Source organism: Streptomyces sp. CB02400, assembly GCF_001905725.1.
Classification (GTDB): Bacteria; Actinomycetota; Actinomycetes; order Streptomycetales; family Streptomycetaceae; genus Streptomyces; species Streptomyces atrovirens.
In genome coordinates this window covers 88,288-101,536 of the sequence record NZ_LIWB01000025.1, presented here as the reverse complement: position 1 = coordinate 101,536, position 13,249 = coordinate 88,288, and the positions used below count along the sequence as shown (strand labels likewise).

At 72.3% G+C, this 13,249-nt stretch carries 13 protein-coding genes; 5 read left to right on the top strand and 8 right to left on the bottom strand.

From position 1 onward, the window contains the following. Positions 1-171: 171 nt before the first annotated feature. From AMK33_RS37215 to AMK33_RS37190, 6 genes are all read right to left on the bottom strand, one after another. The gene (locus tag AMK33_RS37215) at positions 172-1,002 is read right to left on the bottom strand and encodes a pectate lyase (RefSeq protein WP_073937554.1); all 831 of its coding nucleotides are present in this window, start codon (positions 1,000-1,002) and stop codon (positions 172-174) included. Positions 1,003-1,087: 85 nt separating this feature from the next. Continuing rightward, on the bottom strand, positions 1,088-1,948 hold the full coding sequence (locus AMK33_RS37210; protein ID WP_073937551.1) for a hypothetical protein: 861 nt from the start codon (positions 1,946-1,948) through the stop codon (positions 1,088-1,090). Next, a complete protein-coding gene (locus AMK33_RS37205) occupies positions 1,945-2,550 on the bottom strand; it encodes a SigE family RNA polymerase sigma factor (protein ID WP_073937548.1) in 606 nt (201 codons plus the stop codon). Before AMK33_RS37205 ends, AMK33_RS37210 begins: the two co-directional genes overlap by 4 nt. Before the next feature lie 246 nt (positions 2,551-2,796). Beyond that, positions 2,797-4,254, bottom strand: coding sequence for a peptidoglycan D,D-transpeptidase FtsI family protein (locus AMK33_RS37200; protein ID WP_073937546.1), 1,458 nt, complete (start codon positions 4,252-4,254; stop codon positions 2,797-2,799). 93 nt (positions 4,255-4,347) lie between these two features. Continuing rightward, the gene (locus AMK33_RS37195; RefSeq protein WP_073937543.1) at positions 4,348-4,821 is read right to left on the bottom strand and encodes a GNAT family N-acetyltransferase; all 474 of its coding nucleotides are present in this window, start codon (positions 4,819-4,821) and stop codon (positions 4,348-4,350) included. A gap of 3 nt (positions 4,822-4,824) precedes the next feature. After that, complete coding sequence (locus AMK33_RS37190) at positions 4,825-5,598, bottom strand: IclR family transcriptional regulator (RefSeq protein WP_030224445.1); 774 nt, start codon at positions 5,596-5,598, stop codon at positions 4,825-4,827. Between the two features lie 142 nt (positions 5,599-5,740). Here AMK33_RS37190 and AMK33_RS37185 point away from each other — a divergent pair, with 142 nt between their 5' ends. Further along, positions 5,741-7,270 (top strand): aldehyde dehydrogenase (NADP(+)), encoded by a 1,530-nt coding sequence (locus tag AMK33_RS37185; RefSeq protein ID WP_073937540.1) that lies wholly within the window; start codon positions 5,741-5,743, stop codon positions 7,268-7,270. Between the two features lie 3 nt (positions 7,271-7,273). On the opposite strand, the gene AMK33_RS37180 is transcribed toward AMK33_RS37185, so the two are convergent. Then, the gene (locus AMK33_RS37180; protein WP_073937538.1) at positions 7,274-7,936 is read right to left on the bottom strand and encodes a response regulator transcription factor; all 663 of its coding nucleotides are present in this window, start codon (positions 7,934-7,936) and stop codon (positions 7,274-7,276) included. 92 nt (positions 7,937-8,028) lie between these two features. Further along, entirely contained in the window at positions 8,029-9,747 is a 1,719-nt protein-coding gene (locus AMK33_RS37175) for a sensor histidine kinase (RefSeq protein WP_073937536.1), read from the bottom strand. Positions 9,748-9,967: 220 nt separating this feature from the next. Between AMK33_RS37175 and AMK33_RS37170 the strand changes: the two genes are divergently transcribed. From AMK33_RS37170 to AMK33_RS37155, 4 genes are all read left to right on the top strand, one after another. After that, positions 9,968-10,564, top strand: coding sequence for a hypothetical protein (locus tag AMK33_RS37170; protein ID WP_073937534.1), 597 nt, complete (start codon positions 9,968-9,970; stop codon positions 10,562-10,564). Positions 10,565-10,611: 47 nt separating this feature from the next. After that, positions 10,612-11,220, top strand: coding sequence for a DUF1349 domain-containing protein (locus tag AMK33_RS37165; protein WP_073937532.1), 609 nt, complete (start codon positions 10,612-10,614; stop codon positions 11,218-11,220). A gap of 82 nt (positions 11,221-11,302) precedes the next feature. After that, positions 11,303-12,013 (top strand): DsbA family oxidoreductase, encoded by a 711-nt coding sequence (locus tag AMK33_RS37160; RefSeq protein WP_073937573.1) that lies wholly within the window; start codon positions 11,303-11,305, stop codon positions 12,011-12,013. 96 nt (positions 12,014-12,109) lie between these two features. After that, a complete protein-coding gene (locus AMK33_RS37155; RefSeq protein WP_073937530.1) occupies positions 12,110-13,162 on the top strand; it encodes an aminotransferase class V-fold PLP-dependent enzyme in 1,053 nt (350 codons plus the stop codon). Positions 13,163-13,249: the final 87 nt, after the last annotated feature.

Below are 13,249 nucleotides of genomic sequence, written 5' to 3'. Positions count from 1 at the left end.
CTTGAATTCGCCAACAGCGTCGATGTGAACCGGCGGGGCGTCCTGATCGGCGGTCCGGATGGGGGTCCGGACCGCCGGGGGGTTCCGGCCGCCCGAGGGGGGCTCGGGCGAGGCCGGTCACCGGGCCGTCGGACGTCGAGACGGCGGCCCGGGGTCATGGGCTCGGCGGGATCACTTGTAGGTGATGTCCGAGGACGAGAACTTGCAGTACTTCCCGTCGGCGCCGGAGCCGAGGTCCTTCGGCTCCTTGCCCGTGTTGTTGCCCTGGTAGCGGGTGCACGTCTTGATCTTCTTCTTGCTGTCGCCCTGGATGCGGATCTTCGACAGCGTGGCGGTGTCACCGTAGTTGGTGTTGATGCCGACGAGCGACTTGCCCGGTGCGACGACGTCGATGTCCTTCAGCACGATCGTGCGCTTGTACTGCGTCCTGCAGTTGCCGCAGGAGCGCACCAGCTTGCCGAAGTCCTCGACCCGGAAGCCGCTCACGGTCAGCGTGCCGGCGCCGTTGAACTGCAGCACCTTGTCGTCGGCCTTCTTCGCGCCGCCGCCGATCACCTTGTACTGGGCCGACGACGACTTGCCCTTGAAGCTGGCCGCGTCCTCGCCGACGTCCAGCCACCACACGTTCTGCAGCGTGCAACTGCCCTTGCAGTGCACGCCGTCGGCGGCCGGGGTGCCGATGATCACGTTCTTCAGCGTGGCGCCGTCGGCCAGCTCGAAGATCGGGTCCTGGCCCTCGTCCTGGCCGTCGCCGCCCAGGTCGCCGGTGCCGTAGAACTTCTTCATGCCGCCGTCGTACGTCCCGGAGACCGGGACGGTCTCCGACACCGGCTTGCTGCCGGTGTCGGAGGGCCAGGTCGAGGCGGCGCCCGCCGTGGACAGCATCGTCGTGGTGACGATCGCCGCCCCCGTGATGCCGAGCGCGGAGACTCCGGCGATCACGGCCCGCCGCCTGGTGGTCCGGCGGCGGTGGGAGGCGCGCTGTTCGGGTCGTGCAGTCATGCGCGATGTCCTTGCGTGGAGAGGGTCTTTGCGTCTCCTGGTCGCCGCCGCCACGGAAAGGGTTGCCGCCCCGGACGATCTTTTTTCACGAATCCTCGTCGTCCGCCGCGTCCTTGTCGTCCTGCGCCGCGAAGCCGCCGCCGACCGCGCGCTCTCCGGAGTCGGTGCCGGCCCGCGCCGTGTAGGTGTCCTCCCCGGCGTCCCGGCCGCCGCGCTCGTGGTCGTACTGCCCGGCGAAGACCCACTCGCCGGGCTCGATCGTACGGCCGTCCTTGAGCGTCCAGACGTAGACGAGGAAGCCGTCCCGCTCGGCCACCGAGAGCTCGAAGTCGTCCTCGGGCAGGGAGCGCCAGGCACCGGTGGAGGTCACCCCGCCGGTCTGCGCGATCCGCAGTTCCACGGTGAGCGCGGTCAGGCGCTCGGTGGTCTTCAGGGTGACGTTGCTCTGCGCCCAGAACTCGTTGCTGTGCGGGTCCACCGAGCCGTCCGACCACAGCGGCCCGTCCTCGACCCCGGCCGGCGGTTTCTCGGGGCTGCCGGACGAAGTCGGCGTCCCCGCGGGCGGGGTGGCCGTGTTCCGGGGCTGCTCCGAGGCGTCCGGCGAGGGGTTCACCGACGGCTCGGGCGGCCGGCTCGTCGCCTCCGGGGACGGCGTGGGCGTCGGCGAGACGGCCACCTGCCGCTGCGGCGGCGCCTCCTCGCCCCCCACCGAGGACGCGACCGCGTAACCGCCCACCGCCAGCACCCCGGCCACCGCGGCCGTCGCGCCCGCCACCCGGACCCAGCCGAACAGCGGCGGACGCGTGGCCCGGTGCTCCGGGCGGGCCGGTCCGGCCATGCCGCGCTCCACCCGGGCCAGCATCCGCTCCCGGTCGGGCTCGTGCGCCCCGGCCGCCTCGTGCAGCCGGGCGCGCAGCTCCTCGTGCACGTCCCGCCGCATCGTCATCGGTTCCTTCCCGTGGCCCCGCCGGGACGTCTCCGCACGCTCCCGGCCGTCTTCCCGCCCGCGGCGGCCGCCACCGCCGCGTGCACCTGGCGCGGTACCTCCCGCGTGCCCAGCAGCCGCTGCAGTTCGGTCATCCCCTTCGAGGTCTGGCTCTTCACCGTACCCACCGAGATGCCCAGCGCCAGCGCGGTGTCCTTCTCCGACAGGTCGAAGGCGTGTCGCAGCACCACGCACGCCCGCTTGCGGAACGGCAGCCGGCGCAGCGCCTCCTGCACGTCCACCACCCCCGGCACGTCGGGGTTCTCGATCCGTTCCTCGCGCGGCGACCAGAACAGCGCGATCCGCCGCCGCTCGCGCACCGCGCTGCGGATCCGGGTCCGGGCCAGATTGGCCACCACGCCCCGGGCGTACGCGGCCGGATGGTCGGCGGCGCGCACCCGGTCCCAGCGGTGCCACAGCGCCAGCAGCGCGTCCGCCGCCAGATCGTCGGCGGTGTCCGCCTCACCCGTCAGCAGATGGGCCAGCCGGGACAGTTCGGCGTAGTGGCGTTCGAAGAACGCGTGGAACTCCACGGAGGCGGCGTCGTCGACGACGGTGCCCACGGGCGCCCTCCCCTCACAGCGGCGTCGGGCGCCCGACGGGCACCGATGACGGTGTGTGTCATGTAAATGACACGTGAAAATCCGGAGTGACCGGCGTGAGTTCCGGAGCGTAGCAGTGATCATTCACGGACTCGTGCGGAGGGTCGAACGGTGTCTGGCCGGTCGGTATCCGAATCCGTACCACGGGCCGCCCCCCAGGGGAAGGGGACGGCCCGTGGTACGGATGACCTGTCGGCCAGTGAGATTTCAGTCCCGCAGCGCCGCTTCCATCGCCGCCTTGGCGACCGGGGCCGCCAGACCGTTGCCGCTGACCTCCGAGCGGGCCGCGTCGGACTGCTCCACCACGACCGCCACGGCGACCTCCTGGTCCGAGGAGTCCGACTTGGCGTACGAGGTGAACCAGGCGTACGGAGTCTTGCTGTTGTTCTCGCCGTGCTGCGCGGTGCCCGTCTTGCCGCCCACGGTGGCGCCGGACAGCTGCGCGTTCGACCCCGTGCCCTCCTCGACGACCGTCTCCATCGCCGACTGGAGCTGCTCGGCGGTCGAGGCGCTGACGATCCGCTCCGTACCGGTCCCGTCCTCGTAGTCCTTCAGCACGTCCCCGCCGCTGTCGGTGACGCGGCTGACCATGTGGGGCGACACCAGCTCCCCGCCGTTGGCCATCACCGCCGACACCATCGCCATCTGCAGCGGCGTCGCGGTCACGTCGAACTGGCCGATCCCGGTGAGCGCGGTCTGCGACGGCACCATGTCCGAGGGGTACACGCTGGTGTAGGCGCGCACCGGCACGTCCTGCGTCTCGTCGTTGAAGCCGAACTTCTCGGCCATCGCCCGCACCTTGTCCTGCCCCAGGGCGACGGCCGTCTTCGCGAAGACGTTGTTGCAGGAGTACTGCAGCGCGACCCGGATCGAGGCGTCCTCACAGGGCGCGTTCGGGTTCTCGTTGGTGAGGTCCGTGACCGTGCCCGGCAGCGTGTACGGGTCGGGGCTGTCGGTCTTCTCGTCCACCGACCCGTACAGCCCGTCCTCCAGCGCGGCCGCCGCGACGACCAGCTTGAACGTCGAGCCCGGCGGCAGCGGCTGGCGCAGCGCCCGGTTGGTGAGCGGCTTGTCCGGGTCCGCGGTGAGTTCCTTCCACGCCTCGCCCGCGGTGTTGGCGTCGGTCAGCGACGTCGGGTCGTACGACGGGGTCGACACCGCCGCGAGGATCCGGCCCGTCCTCGGGTCGATCGCGACCGCCGCGCCCTTCTTGTCGCCGAGCGCCTCGTACGCCGCCTTCTGCACCGCCGGATCGATGGTCGTCACCACGTTGCCCGGCTCGGCGCGCCGGTCGGTGACGGTGTCCATCACCGTCTTCAGCCGGGGATCCGTGCCGTTGAGCAGGTCCTGGTAGATGCCCTCCAGTTGCGTCGGCGCGTAGGCCTGCGAGGCGTAGCCCGTCACCGCCGCGTACAGCGGGCCGTTCTCGTACGTGCGCTTGTACGCGAGGTCGCCTCCCTTCGTCCGCGCCGAGCCGGTGATCGACTCACCGGCCACGATGATGTTCCCGAGCGGCTCCGCGTACGTCTCGATCGCGTTGCGCCGGTTGTCACTGTCGTCCGCGAGTGCCCGGCCCTCGTAGAACTGCACCCAGGTCGCCCTGATCAGCAGGGCGAACACCAGGAGCAGGGTGAAGACAGAGGCACGCCTGATCGTCTTGTTCATTCCGTTCGGACAGACGAACGGGAAGGGTCGGATCGTTCCCTTCCGCCCCGTTTCTCATCGGATGTTCATCGAGCGGCCGTGCCGGCCGGGCGGTCAGCGGTCCAGCGTGAGGACGAGTTCGTCGATCTCCGCACCCCGCGCGGGAGCGTACGCCGTGGCCCGCGCGGAGACCTCGAAGCCGCACCGCTCCAGCACCCGCCGCGACCCCGCGTTGTCGGCGGCCACGCGCGCGTACAGCGGGCGTTCGCCCACCTCCGCCAGCAGACCGCGCAGCGCGGCCGTGGCGATGCCCCGGCCCCAGTGGGCGCGGTCGACCCAGTACGTCACCTCGCGCTCGCCCGGCTCCCCGTACACCGCCGCGTGGCCCACCACGTCGCCGTCGCCCAGGACCGTGCGCGTCACGATCCCCGGCGAGCTGCGGATGCGCGCCCAGTGCGCGTCGAAGCCGGCCCGGTCGGCCGGGTCCTCGGGGGTGAAGGCCGCCATGCGCAGCGCCTCCGGGTCGTTGAGCTGCCGGTAGAAGACCGGCAGGTCGCTGTCGTGCACCGGCCGCAGGGCGATGTCCACGGGTCAGAGCCTCCGGGTGGCCAGGGTCAGCCGGTCGCGGGCGTCGAACAGGGCGTCCTTGACCATCTGCTCGTGCGCGGGCGTGAGCCGCGCCACCGGCACCGAGCAGCTGATCGCGTCCCGCGCGGGGGTGCGGTACGGGATCGCCACACCGAAGCAGCGCAGCCCCAGCGTGTTCTCCTCACGGTCCACGGCGAAGCCCTGCTCCCGCACCAGGTGCAGCTCCTCGATGAGCTTCTCCCGGTCCGTGATGGTGTGCTCGGTCAGCGCGGGCAGCGTCTCCGGGAGCATCTTGCGCACCTGCTCGTCCGGGTACGTGCTCAGCAGCGCCTTGCCCAGCGACGTCGAGTGCGCGGGCAGCCGGCGGCCGACCCGGGTGAACGGACGCAGGTAGTGCTGCGACTGGCGGGTGGCGAGGTACACCACGTTGGTGCCGTCGAGCCGGGCCAGGTGGATGGTCTCCGTGGTGTCGTCGGAGAGCCGGTCCAGGGTGGGGCGGGCCGCCGCGACGACCTCGTCGCCGTCGATGTACGACGTGCCCACCAGCAGCGCCCGCACGCCGATGCCGTACCGCGTGCCCGTCGCGTCCGTCTCCACCCAGCCGAGGTCCACGAGGGTGCGCAGCAGCATGTAGAGGCTCGACTTGGGGTAGCCGACGGCCTCCTGGACCGCCGCCAGGGAGTGCATGCCGGGGCGCCCGGCGAAGTATTCGAGCAGTTCAACGGTCCGCACCGCGGACTTGACCTGCGCCCCGCCGCCCGTCTCGCCAGCCGACATCGCCCTTGACCCCTTCGTTCGCCTGGAAATAGTCTCCGAAGCACATTCACCCACAGAGACAGTGTTCAGTATATCGAACAACGCTGTGGGGTGACGTACATACTGCGGCATTGCATGCGGCAAACAAGTGGAGGGACCCGCGGTGGCAGCAGCACCAGTCTGGAGTGTCGACCCCCGAACCGGGAAGCAGCGTGAACAGGTTGCGGTGGAGGCCACAGCCCAGGAGGTCGACGCCGCCGTCCGCGCCGCGCACGACGCGCGCGGCGCGCTGACGGACCGCGCCGTCCGCGCGGCCTTCCTGCGCACGGCCGCCGACGAGCTGGAAGCGGCCAGGGACCAGCTCGTCGAGGTCGCCGACGCGGAGACCGCGCTCGGCCCGGTCCGGCTCACCGGCGAACTCGCCCGCACCTGCTACCAGCTTCGCGCCTTCGCCGGCATCGTCGAGGAGGGCGCCTTCCTCGACGTCGTCATCAACCACCCCGACGACACCGCGACCCCGCCCGTCCCGGACCTGCGCCGCTACAAGCTCCCGCTGGGCGTCGTCGCCGTCTACTCGGCGTCCAACTTCCCCTTCGCCTTCTCCGTGGCCGGCGGCGACACCGCGAGCGCGCTCGCGGCCGGCTGCCCGGTCGTCGTCAAGGCCCACCCCGACCACCCCGGACTGTCCGAGCTGGTCGCCAAGGTGCTGCGCCGGGCCGCGGCCCGCCACGACCTCCCCGAGGGCGTGCTCGGCCTGGTGCACGGCTTCGAGGCCGGCATCGAGCTGATCAAGCACCCGCTGGTCTCGGCGGCCGGTTTCACCGGTTCCATCCGCGGGGGCCGCGCCCTCTTCGACGCGGCCGCCGCCCGGCCCGTCCCGATCCCCTTCCACGGTGAGCTGGGCTCCCTGAACCCGGTCGTGGTCACCGAGGCCGCCGCCGCCGAGCGCGGCGAGGCGATCGGCGCCGGACTGGCCGGTTCGATGACGCTGGGCGTCGGTCAGTTCTGCGTGAAGCCGGGCCTCGTCCTCGCACCGGCCGGCGCGGCCGGTGACGCGCTGGTCAAGTCCCTGACGGACGCCGTCAGCGACACCGACGCCGGCGTCCTGCTCGACCACCGCATGCGCGACAACTTCGTCGCCGGGGTCGCCGAGCGCGCCCAGCTCCCCGACGTGGAGTCCCCGGTGACCCCGGGCGCGGGCGGCGAGCACACGGTCAGCGCGGGCTTCCTCACCGTCCCGGCGAGCCGGCTGGCCCAGGAGGGCGAGCACGACCTGCTCCTGGAGGAGTGCTTCGGGCCGGTCACCGTCGTGGCCCGCTACGAGGACGAGGCCGAGGTGCGGGGGGTGCTGTCGCGGCTGCCGGGCAACCTCACGGCGACCGTGCAGCTGTCCGCCGGAGAGGCGGCCGGGGAGGGCCGCGGGGCGGAGCTGGTGCAGGAGCTGACGCCGCTGGCGGGGCGGGTCCTGGTCAACGGCTGGCCGACGGGCGTCGCGGTCGCCCCGGCCCAGCACCACGGGGGGCCGTACCCGGCGACGACCTCCACGTCCACGTCGGTGGGCGGCACGGCCATCGAGCGGTGGCTGCGGCCGGTCGTCTACCAGGGAACGCCCGAGGCGCTGCTGCCCGCGGAGCTGAAGGACGACAACCCGCTGGGGCTGCCCCGGAGGTTCAACGGCCGGCTGGAGCGCTGAGGCTCACCCCGCGCTCGGCTCCAGGCCCGCGTCGCGGGCCAGGAGCGCCGCCTGCACCCTGTTGTCGCAGTCGAGCTTGGTCAGGATGCGGCTGACGTACGTCTTCACCGTGGCCTCGCTCATGTGCAGGCGGGCGCCGGCGTCCGCGTTGGACAGGCCCTCGCCGAGCAGGGCCAGCACCTCGCGTTCGCGTCCGGTCAGCCCGGCCAGGCGGCGGCGCGCCTCCTCGCCGCGCACGGTGGCGGCCGGGGAGGCGAGGGTGTCCACCACATGCCGGGTGGCGGCCGGGGACAGGTAGGCGTTGCCGGCCGCCGCCGCGCGGACCGCGTGGATCAGCTCCTGCGGCGCGGAGTCCTTCAGCAGGAAGCCGGCGCTGCCGTGCCCGAGCGCCCGCAGGACGTTGTCGCGTTCCCCGAACGTCGTCAGGATCAGCACGCGCACCCCCGGCGCGGCGCGGCCCATCTCGGCCAGCGCGGTCAGCCCGTCCATCACGGGCATCTGGATGTCCAGCAGGGCCACGTCGACCGCGGTGCTCCGGGCGGTCTCCACCGCCTCCCGGCCGTCCCGCGCCTCGGCGACGACATCGATGTCGTCGGCCGAGGTGAGGATCATCCTGATGCCGGCCCTGATGAGCGGCTCGTCGTCGGCGACGAGGACCCGGATCACGCGGCCTCCTGCGCGGTGTCGGTAGGACAAGCGGATGGTGAAGCCCGCTCATCATGCCCGATCCGGTCGCGGGTGCGGCCACGGACCGTCGGTCATATCTTGTGCTCGTAGGACTCCTTGGAGGACAGCTTCCCGTCGCGGAAGCAGAACCGGTAGACGATGTCCTCCTCGTCGTCCACGAAGTGCTCGCAGACGGCGTCCTCGGGCAGCGGCGGGCCGTCCTTCTCCACGCCGTCGGTGAGCAGCGAGCCGCCTTCCGGGAACTTCTTCCTGAGGTCCGCCTCGGCGTCGCCGACCTGGGCCGACTCGTACACGCTCGCCGAGATGACGCCCTTCTCCACCTCGTCCACCAGTTTCGACACCCCCCACACCAGGAGGGCGCCGAGGCCCACGACGAGGACTCCGGCGGTGAGGGCGCATCCCAGGGCGACGTTCTTCTTGCTGCTCATGATGGTGGCGAACTCCTTCTGCGGATCGGTGTGTCCGATGACGACACCACCGTCGCCCGCGGAGCCCTCGCCGATCTGCCCCCGGAAGTCGTCGCCCACGGCGACGAAAGTCGCGTCGTCCGGACGGGACCGCCGCTCGCCGTCGCCGTACGGCAGTACACCGGCGAGCCGGAAACCCCCGTCGGGGGTGGGGCCGGTGTGCACCATGCCGCCGACCAGCCGGGCCCGCTCCCGCAGACCCGTCAGCCCCTGGCCGCCACTGATCGCGGGCGCCCCGGCCGGCGCCCCGGCCGGCACCGGCCCGTTGGCCACCTCGACCACCAGGCTGTCCGGTTCGTAGCGCAGCGCCACGGTGATCGGGGCGCCCGGCGCGTGCTTGTGCGCGTTGGTCAGGCCCTCCTGGGCGATGCGGTACACCGCGCGGTCGGCGGCGGGTGCGAGGGCCCGTTCGGTGCCGGACCGGTGCAGCTCCACCGTCGCGCCCGCAGCCCGCGACGACGCGACCAGCTTGTCGACGGAGGCCGCCGCGCGGTCCGTCGAAGGCCCGGCGTCCTCCGGGCCGGGCACGGACGTCTCCACGTCGTCCCGCAGGATGCCCACGGCCTCGCGCAGCTCCCGCATCGCCGACCTGGAGGCCTCCCGGAGGACGCCCACCCCCTCCCGCTGACGGCCGTTCAGCTCCGGGTCCACCTCCAGCGCCCCGGTGTGCACGGCGATCAGGGCGAGCTGGTGGCCGAGGCTGTCGTGCATGTCCTGGGCGATGCGCTGCCGTTCCAGCAGCCGGGCCTGCCGCGCCACCATCGCCTGCTCGCGCACCAGCTGGGCGTTGTGCCGGCGCAGGGCGTCGAGCAGGGCGCGGCGCTGGGCGCGGTACCGGGAGGCGAGCCCCGGTACGACCGCCATCACCAGGAACGGGCTCCCGCCCAGCACGACCGTCACCAGCGGCGACATCCAGAGCCCTTCGTCGGCCGCGACGGTGAGGGTGAGGACGAGGTAGAGCGCGAGCCCGGCCGCGTACGCGGCCAGCGCGCGCGCCGGACGCCCGATGCGGCTGCCCGCCGACCAACTGGCGTAGATCAGCAGCGCGAACGTACCGACGATCGTTCCGGCCAGGGCCGACGAGACCATCAGCACCGTCGCCGGCAGGGCGCGGCGGGCCAGGGACAGTACGGCGACGACCAGGGCCAGGGCACCGCCCCGCACCACGGATCCGGTCTCCGTGGTGTAGAGGAGGCCCGCGATCCCGGAGAGCGTCACGGCGAGTACGGCCTCCCCGGCGATCCGCTTGCGGGGCCAGGGGGAGGCGGCGGCGAGCCGGTGACGGAGCGGCAGGCCGGTGCGGGGTGTTTCGGCTACGTCCACGCGCAGACGATAGAGGCCCGCCCCCGGACGCCCGCATCCCCCCTTCGGCGCGGCCCCGGACGACGAAAGTGGACTTCCGGCCGCCAAGGGGCCTGTCATCTTTGGTCGTTGCGGGTGACGACTTACGGAGACTGCTCCGGGGCGGGGCGCACGGTGACGATGGCTCCGCCGGACGCACACGGGCGTCGGCGTGGGGACCGACGGCTCCGGGAGCGGAACAGTGGACAGTACGGGCCAGTGGACCGGCGGACGTTTCACCGTCCGGCAGGAGACCGCCCTCAAGGCATGCCGGTACACCGTGAGCGAGTTGCTGCCGGACGGTTCCGACGGCGGGGTCCTGGCCTTCGCCGAGCTGAAGCGGTTCTCGCTCGAGGAGGAGATGACCTTCTACGCCGACGCGTCCCGGACACGGGTCCTGTTCACCGTGGAGGAACGCGGACTCCGCGGCGCCGGCGGCGGTCATGACGTGTGGGACGCGGAGGGCGACCTCATCGGCGGGTTCGAGGAGAAGGCCGTCGCCTCCCTGCTGCGCTCGACGTGGGTTCTGGACCAGCCGGGCTCGCCCGCGGCCGTCGGGCGGGAGCGCAACCGGTTCGTGGCCGTGCTCCGCCGCGTCTGGGACTTCCTGCCGCTGGACCTGGTGCCGTTCCTGTGGCCGTACCACTTCGACTTCGAGACGGACGGCAAGCCGGTGATGACGGTCGACAAGAAGTTCGGGCTGCGCGACCGCTACGTGGTGGACATGGCCGCGCCCGGTCCGGACCCGCGCCTCGCCATCGCCCAGGCCGTGGCCCTGGACGCGCTCCAGGACCGCTGACCGGGGTCGCCCCACCGTCGCCGGGCCCCGCCTGGAAGAATCCCGGCATGGACCTGAAGATCCCCGAACTGCCCTTCCCTTTGCGCACCTACGGCCCCGACGGGCACTGGTCCCACGAGGACGGGGTCCTCACCGGGTGGGCCGGGCCCCGGCAGGACCGTTTCGTGCCGCCCACCGACGAGGCGCTGGAGCCGGCCTCCGACGCGCCGCGGCTGCTGGGGGCGCCCGAGGGGGACTTCCAGCTGATCGCGCGGGTCACCGTCGGGTTCGCCGGGGCCTTCGACGCCGGGGTGCTCTACGTCCATGTCGGTGAGCGGGCGTGGGCCAAGCTCTGTCTGGAGTACTCGCCGGACGTGCCCACCGTCTGCACGGTGGTCACCCGGGGGCACTCCGACGACGTCAACTCCTTCACCGTCGACGGCAGTTCCGTCTGGCTCCGGGTGAGCCGCACCGGGCGTGCCTTCGCCTTCCACGCCTCCCGTGACGGCGAGCGCTGGACCTTCGTCCGGCTCTTCACCCTCGGCGACGAGAAGGAGACCGGAGCCGCGCTGGTCGGCTTCATGACCCAGTCGCCGATGGGGGAGGGGTGCGTGGTGACGTACGACCACATCGAGTACCGGCCCCACTGGCCGAGTGACCTGCGGGACGGAAGCTGAGGGAATGAAGGCGGCTCGTTGAATGTTCACGTAGTCGCGGGAGGGAGTCTCCGTACCCGCACGACCTGGAGTGCCGATCACGATGCGCGTCGAAATCTGGTCCGATATCGCTTGCCCCTGGTGCTATGTCGGAAAAGCCCGCTTCGAGAAGGCGCTGGCCGCCTTCCCGCACCGTGAGCAGGTCGAGGTCGTGCACCGTTCCTTCGAGCTGGACCCGGGCCGCGCCAAGGACGACATCCAGCCGGTGATCACCATGCTCACCAAGAAGTACGGCATGAGCGAGGCGCAGGCCGAGGCGGGCGAGGACAACCTGGGTACCCAGGCCGCCGCCGAGGGCCTGCCCTACCGCACCCGGGGCCGCGACCACGGCAACACCTTCGACATGCACCGCCTGCTGCACCTCGCCCGTGAGCAGGGCCGCCAGGTGGAGCTGCTCGACCTGCTGTACAGGGCGAACTTCGCCGAGGAGCGGTCCGTCTTCAACGACGACGAACGGCTCGTCGAGCTCGCCGGCGCCGCCGGACTCGACACCGGCGCGGTGCGCGCGGTCCTCGCAGACCCGAAGGCGTACGCCGACGAGGTGCGCGCCGACGAGCGGGAGGCGGCGGAGCTCGGCGCGAACGGTGTGCCGTTCTTCGTGCTGGACCGCAAGTACGGCGTCTCCGGCGCCCAGCCCGCCGAGGTGTTCACCCAGGCGCTGACCCAGGCCTGGGGCGAGCGCCCGCCGCTGACCCTGATCGACGGCGACGCGGAGGCCTGTGGCCCGGACGGATGCGCGGTGCCGCAGCAGTAGAACGCGCAGGTCAGCGCGTACGCATAAGGCTTCCTTCGCGATATCGCGCAGAATTCGGCAATGGACGGGGGGATCCCGGGACCGCACAGTGGTCCCATGGAGACCTTCGAGAACCTCGTCCGTGCCGAGTTCGCCCCGAAGAACACCTACCTGAACACCGCGAGCAACGCTCTCCTGCCCGCCCGTACCGTGGCCGCGCTCCAGGAAGCCGTACGGCTGCGCGCGGAGGGCCGTGCGCTGGATCCGCTCTTCGCCGACGTCGAGGCCTGCCGTGCCGCGTACGCCCGGCTGGCCGGCGTCCCGGCCGAGCGCGTGGCGGCCGGGGCCACGGTCGCGCTGTACACCTCGCTGGTCGCGGCCTCGCTGCCGCCGGGCGCCGAAGTCCTCACGGCGGAGGGCGACTTCAGCTCCGTACTGAACCCCTTCCACGCGCGCGGCGACCTCAAGGTGCGGGCCGTGCCGCTGGAGCGGCTCACCGAATCCGTCCGGCCGGGCACCGCGCTGGTCGCGGTCAGCGCCGTGCAGTCCGCCGACGGCCGGATCGCCGATCTCGCCGCGCTGCGCGAGGCGGCCCGCGGCCACGGGGCGCGCACCTACGTCGACTTCTCCCAGGCGGCCGGCTGGCTCCCGATGGCGGCCGACGCCTGCGACTACGGTGTCTCCATCACCTTCAAGTGGCTGCTCGGCCCGCACGGCGCGGCCTTCCTCGTCGTCCCCGAGGACTTCGGCGACCTGACGCCGGTGCAGGCGGGCTGGGTCGCGGGGGAGAACCCCTGGGAAAGCTGCTACGGACCCGTCCCCGAACTCGCCCGCTCCGCCCGGCGGTTCGACTCCAGCCCCGCCCTGTTCGACTACGCGGGACTGCGTGCCTCCCTCGAACTCGTCGAGGAGCTGGGTGTGGACACCGTCCGCGCCCACGACCTGTCCCTCGCCGACCGCTTCCGCGCGGGGCTCGACAGTCTGGGCCACACGCCCGTGCCCTCGCCCGGTTCACCGATCGTGTCCGTGCCCGGACTCGGCCGGCTCCAGCCGGAGTTGGCCGAGGCGGGCATCGCGGTGTCGAACCGCGCGGGCAACCTGCGGGCGTCCTTCCACCTCTACAACACGGCCGCCGACGTGGACCGGCTGCTGGACGCGCTGTCCGGCTGACCCCTTCGCCGGACACACGGCAGCGGGCCGGTGCCTCCTTGTCCCACACGAGGAGGCCCGGCCCGCAGTCTTGTGGCGCGGCTGCTT

Bases quoted from the DNA above. Each gene is read 5' to 3' on its own strand.
- AMK33_RS37190 (WP_030224445.1), bottom strand. From the start codon at position 5,598: ATGTCGGCTGGCGAGACGGGCGGCGGGGCGCAGGTCAAGTCCGCGGTG.
- AMK33_RS37160 (WP_073937573.1), top strand. From the start codon at position 11,303: ATGCGCGTCGAAATCTGGTCCGATATCGCTTGCCCCTGGTGCTATGTC.
- AMK33_RS37165 (WP_073937532.1), top strand. From the start codon at position 10,612: ATGGACCTGAAGATCCCCGAACTGCCCTTCCCTTTGCGCACCTACGGC.
- AMK33_RS37215 (WP_073937554.1), bottom strand. From the start codon at position 1,002: ATGACTGCACGACCCGAACAGCGCGCCTCCCACCGCCGCCGGACCACC.
- AMK33_RS37155 (WP_073937530.1), top strand. From the start codon at position 12,110: ATGGAGACCTTCGAGAACCTCGTCCGTGCCGAGTTCGCCCCGAAGAAC.
- AMK33_RS37200 (WP_073937546.1), bottom strand. From the start codon at position 4,254: ATGAACAAGACGATCAGGCGTGCCTCTGTCTTCACCCTGCTCCTGGTG.
- AMK33_RS37210 (WP_073937551.1), bottom strand. From the start codon at position 1,948: ATGACGATGCGGCGGGACGTGCACGAGGAGCTGCGCGCCCGGCTGCAC.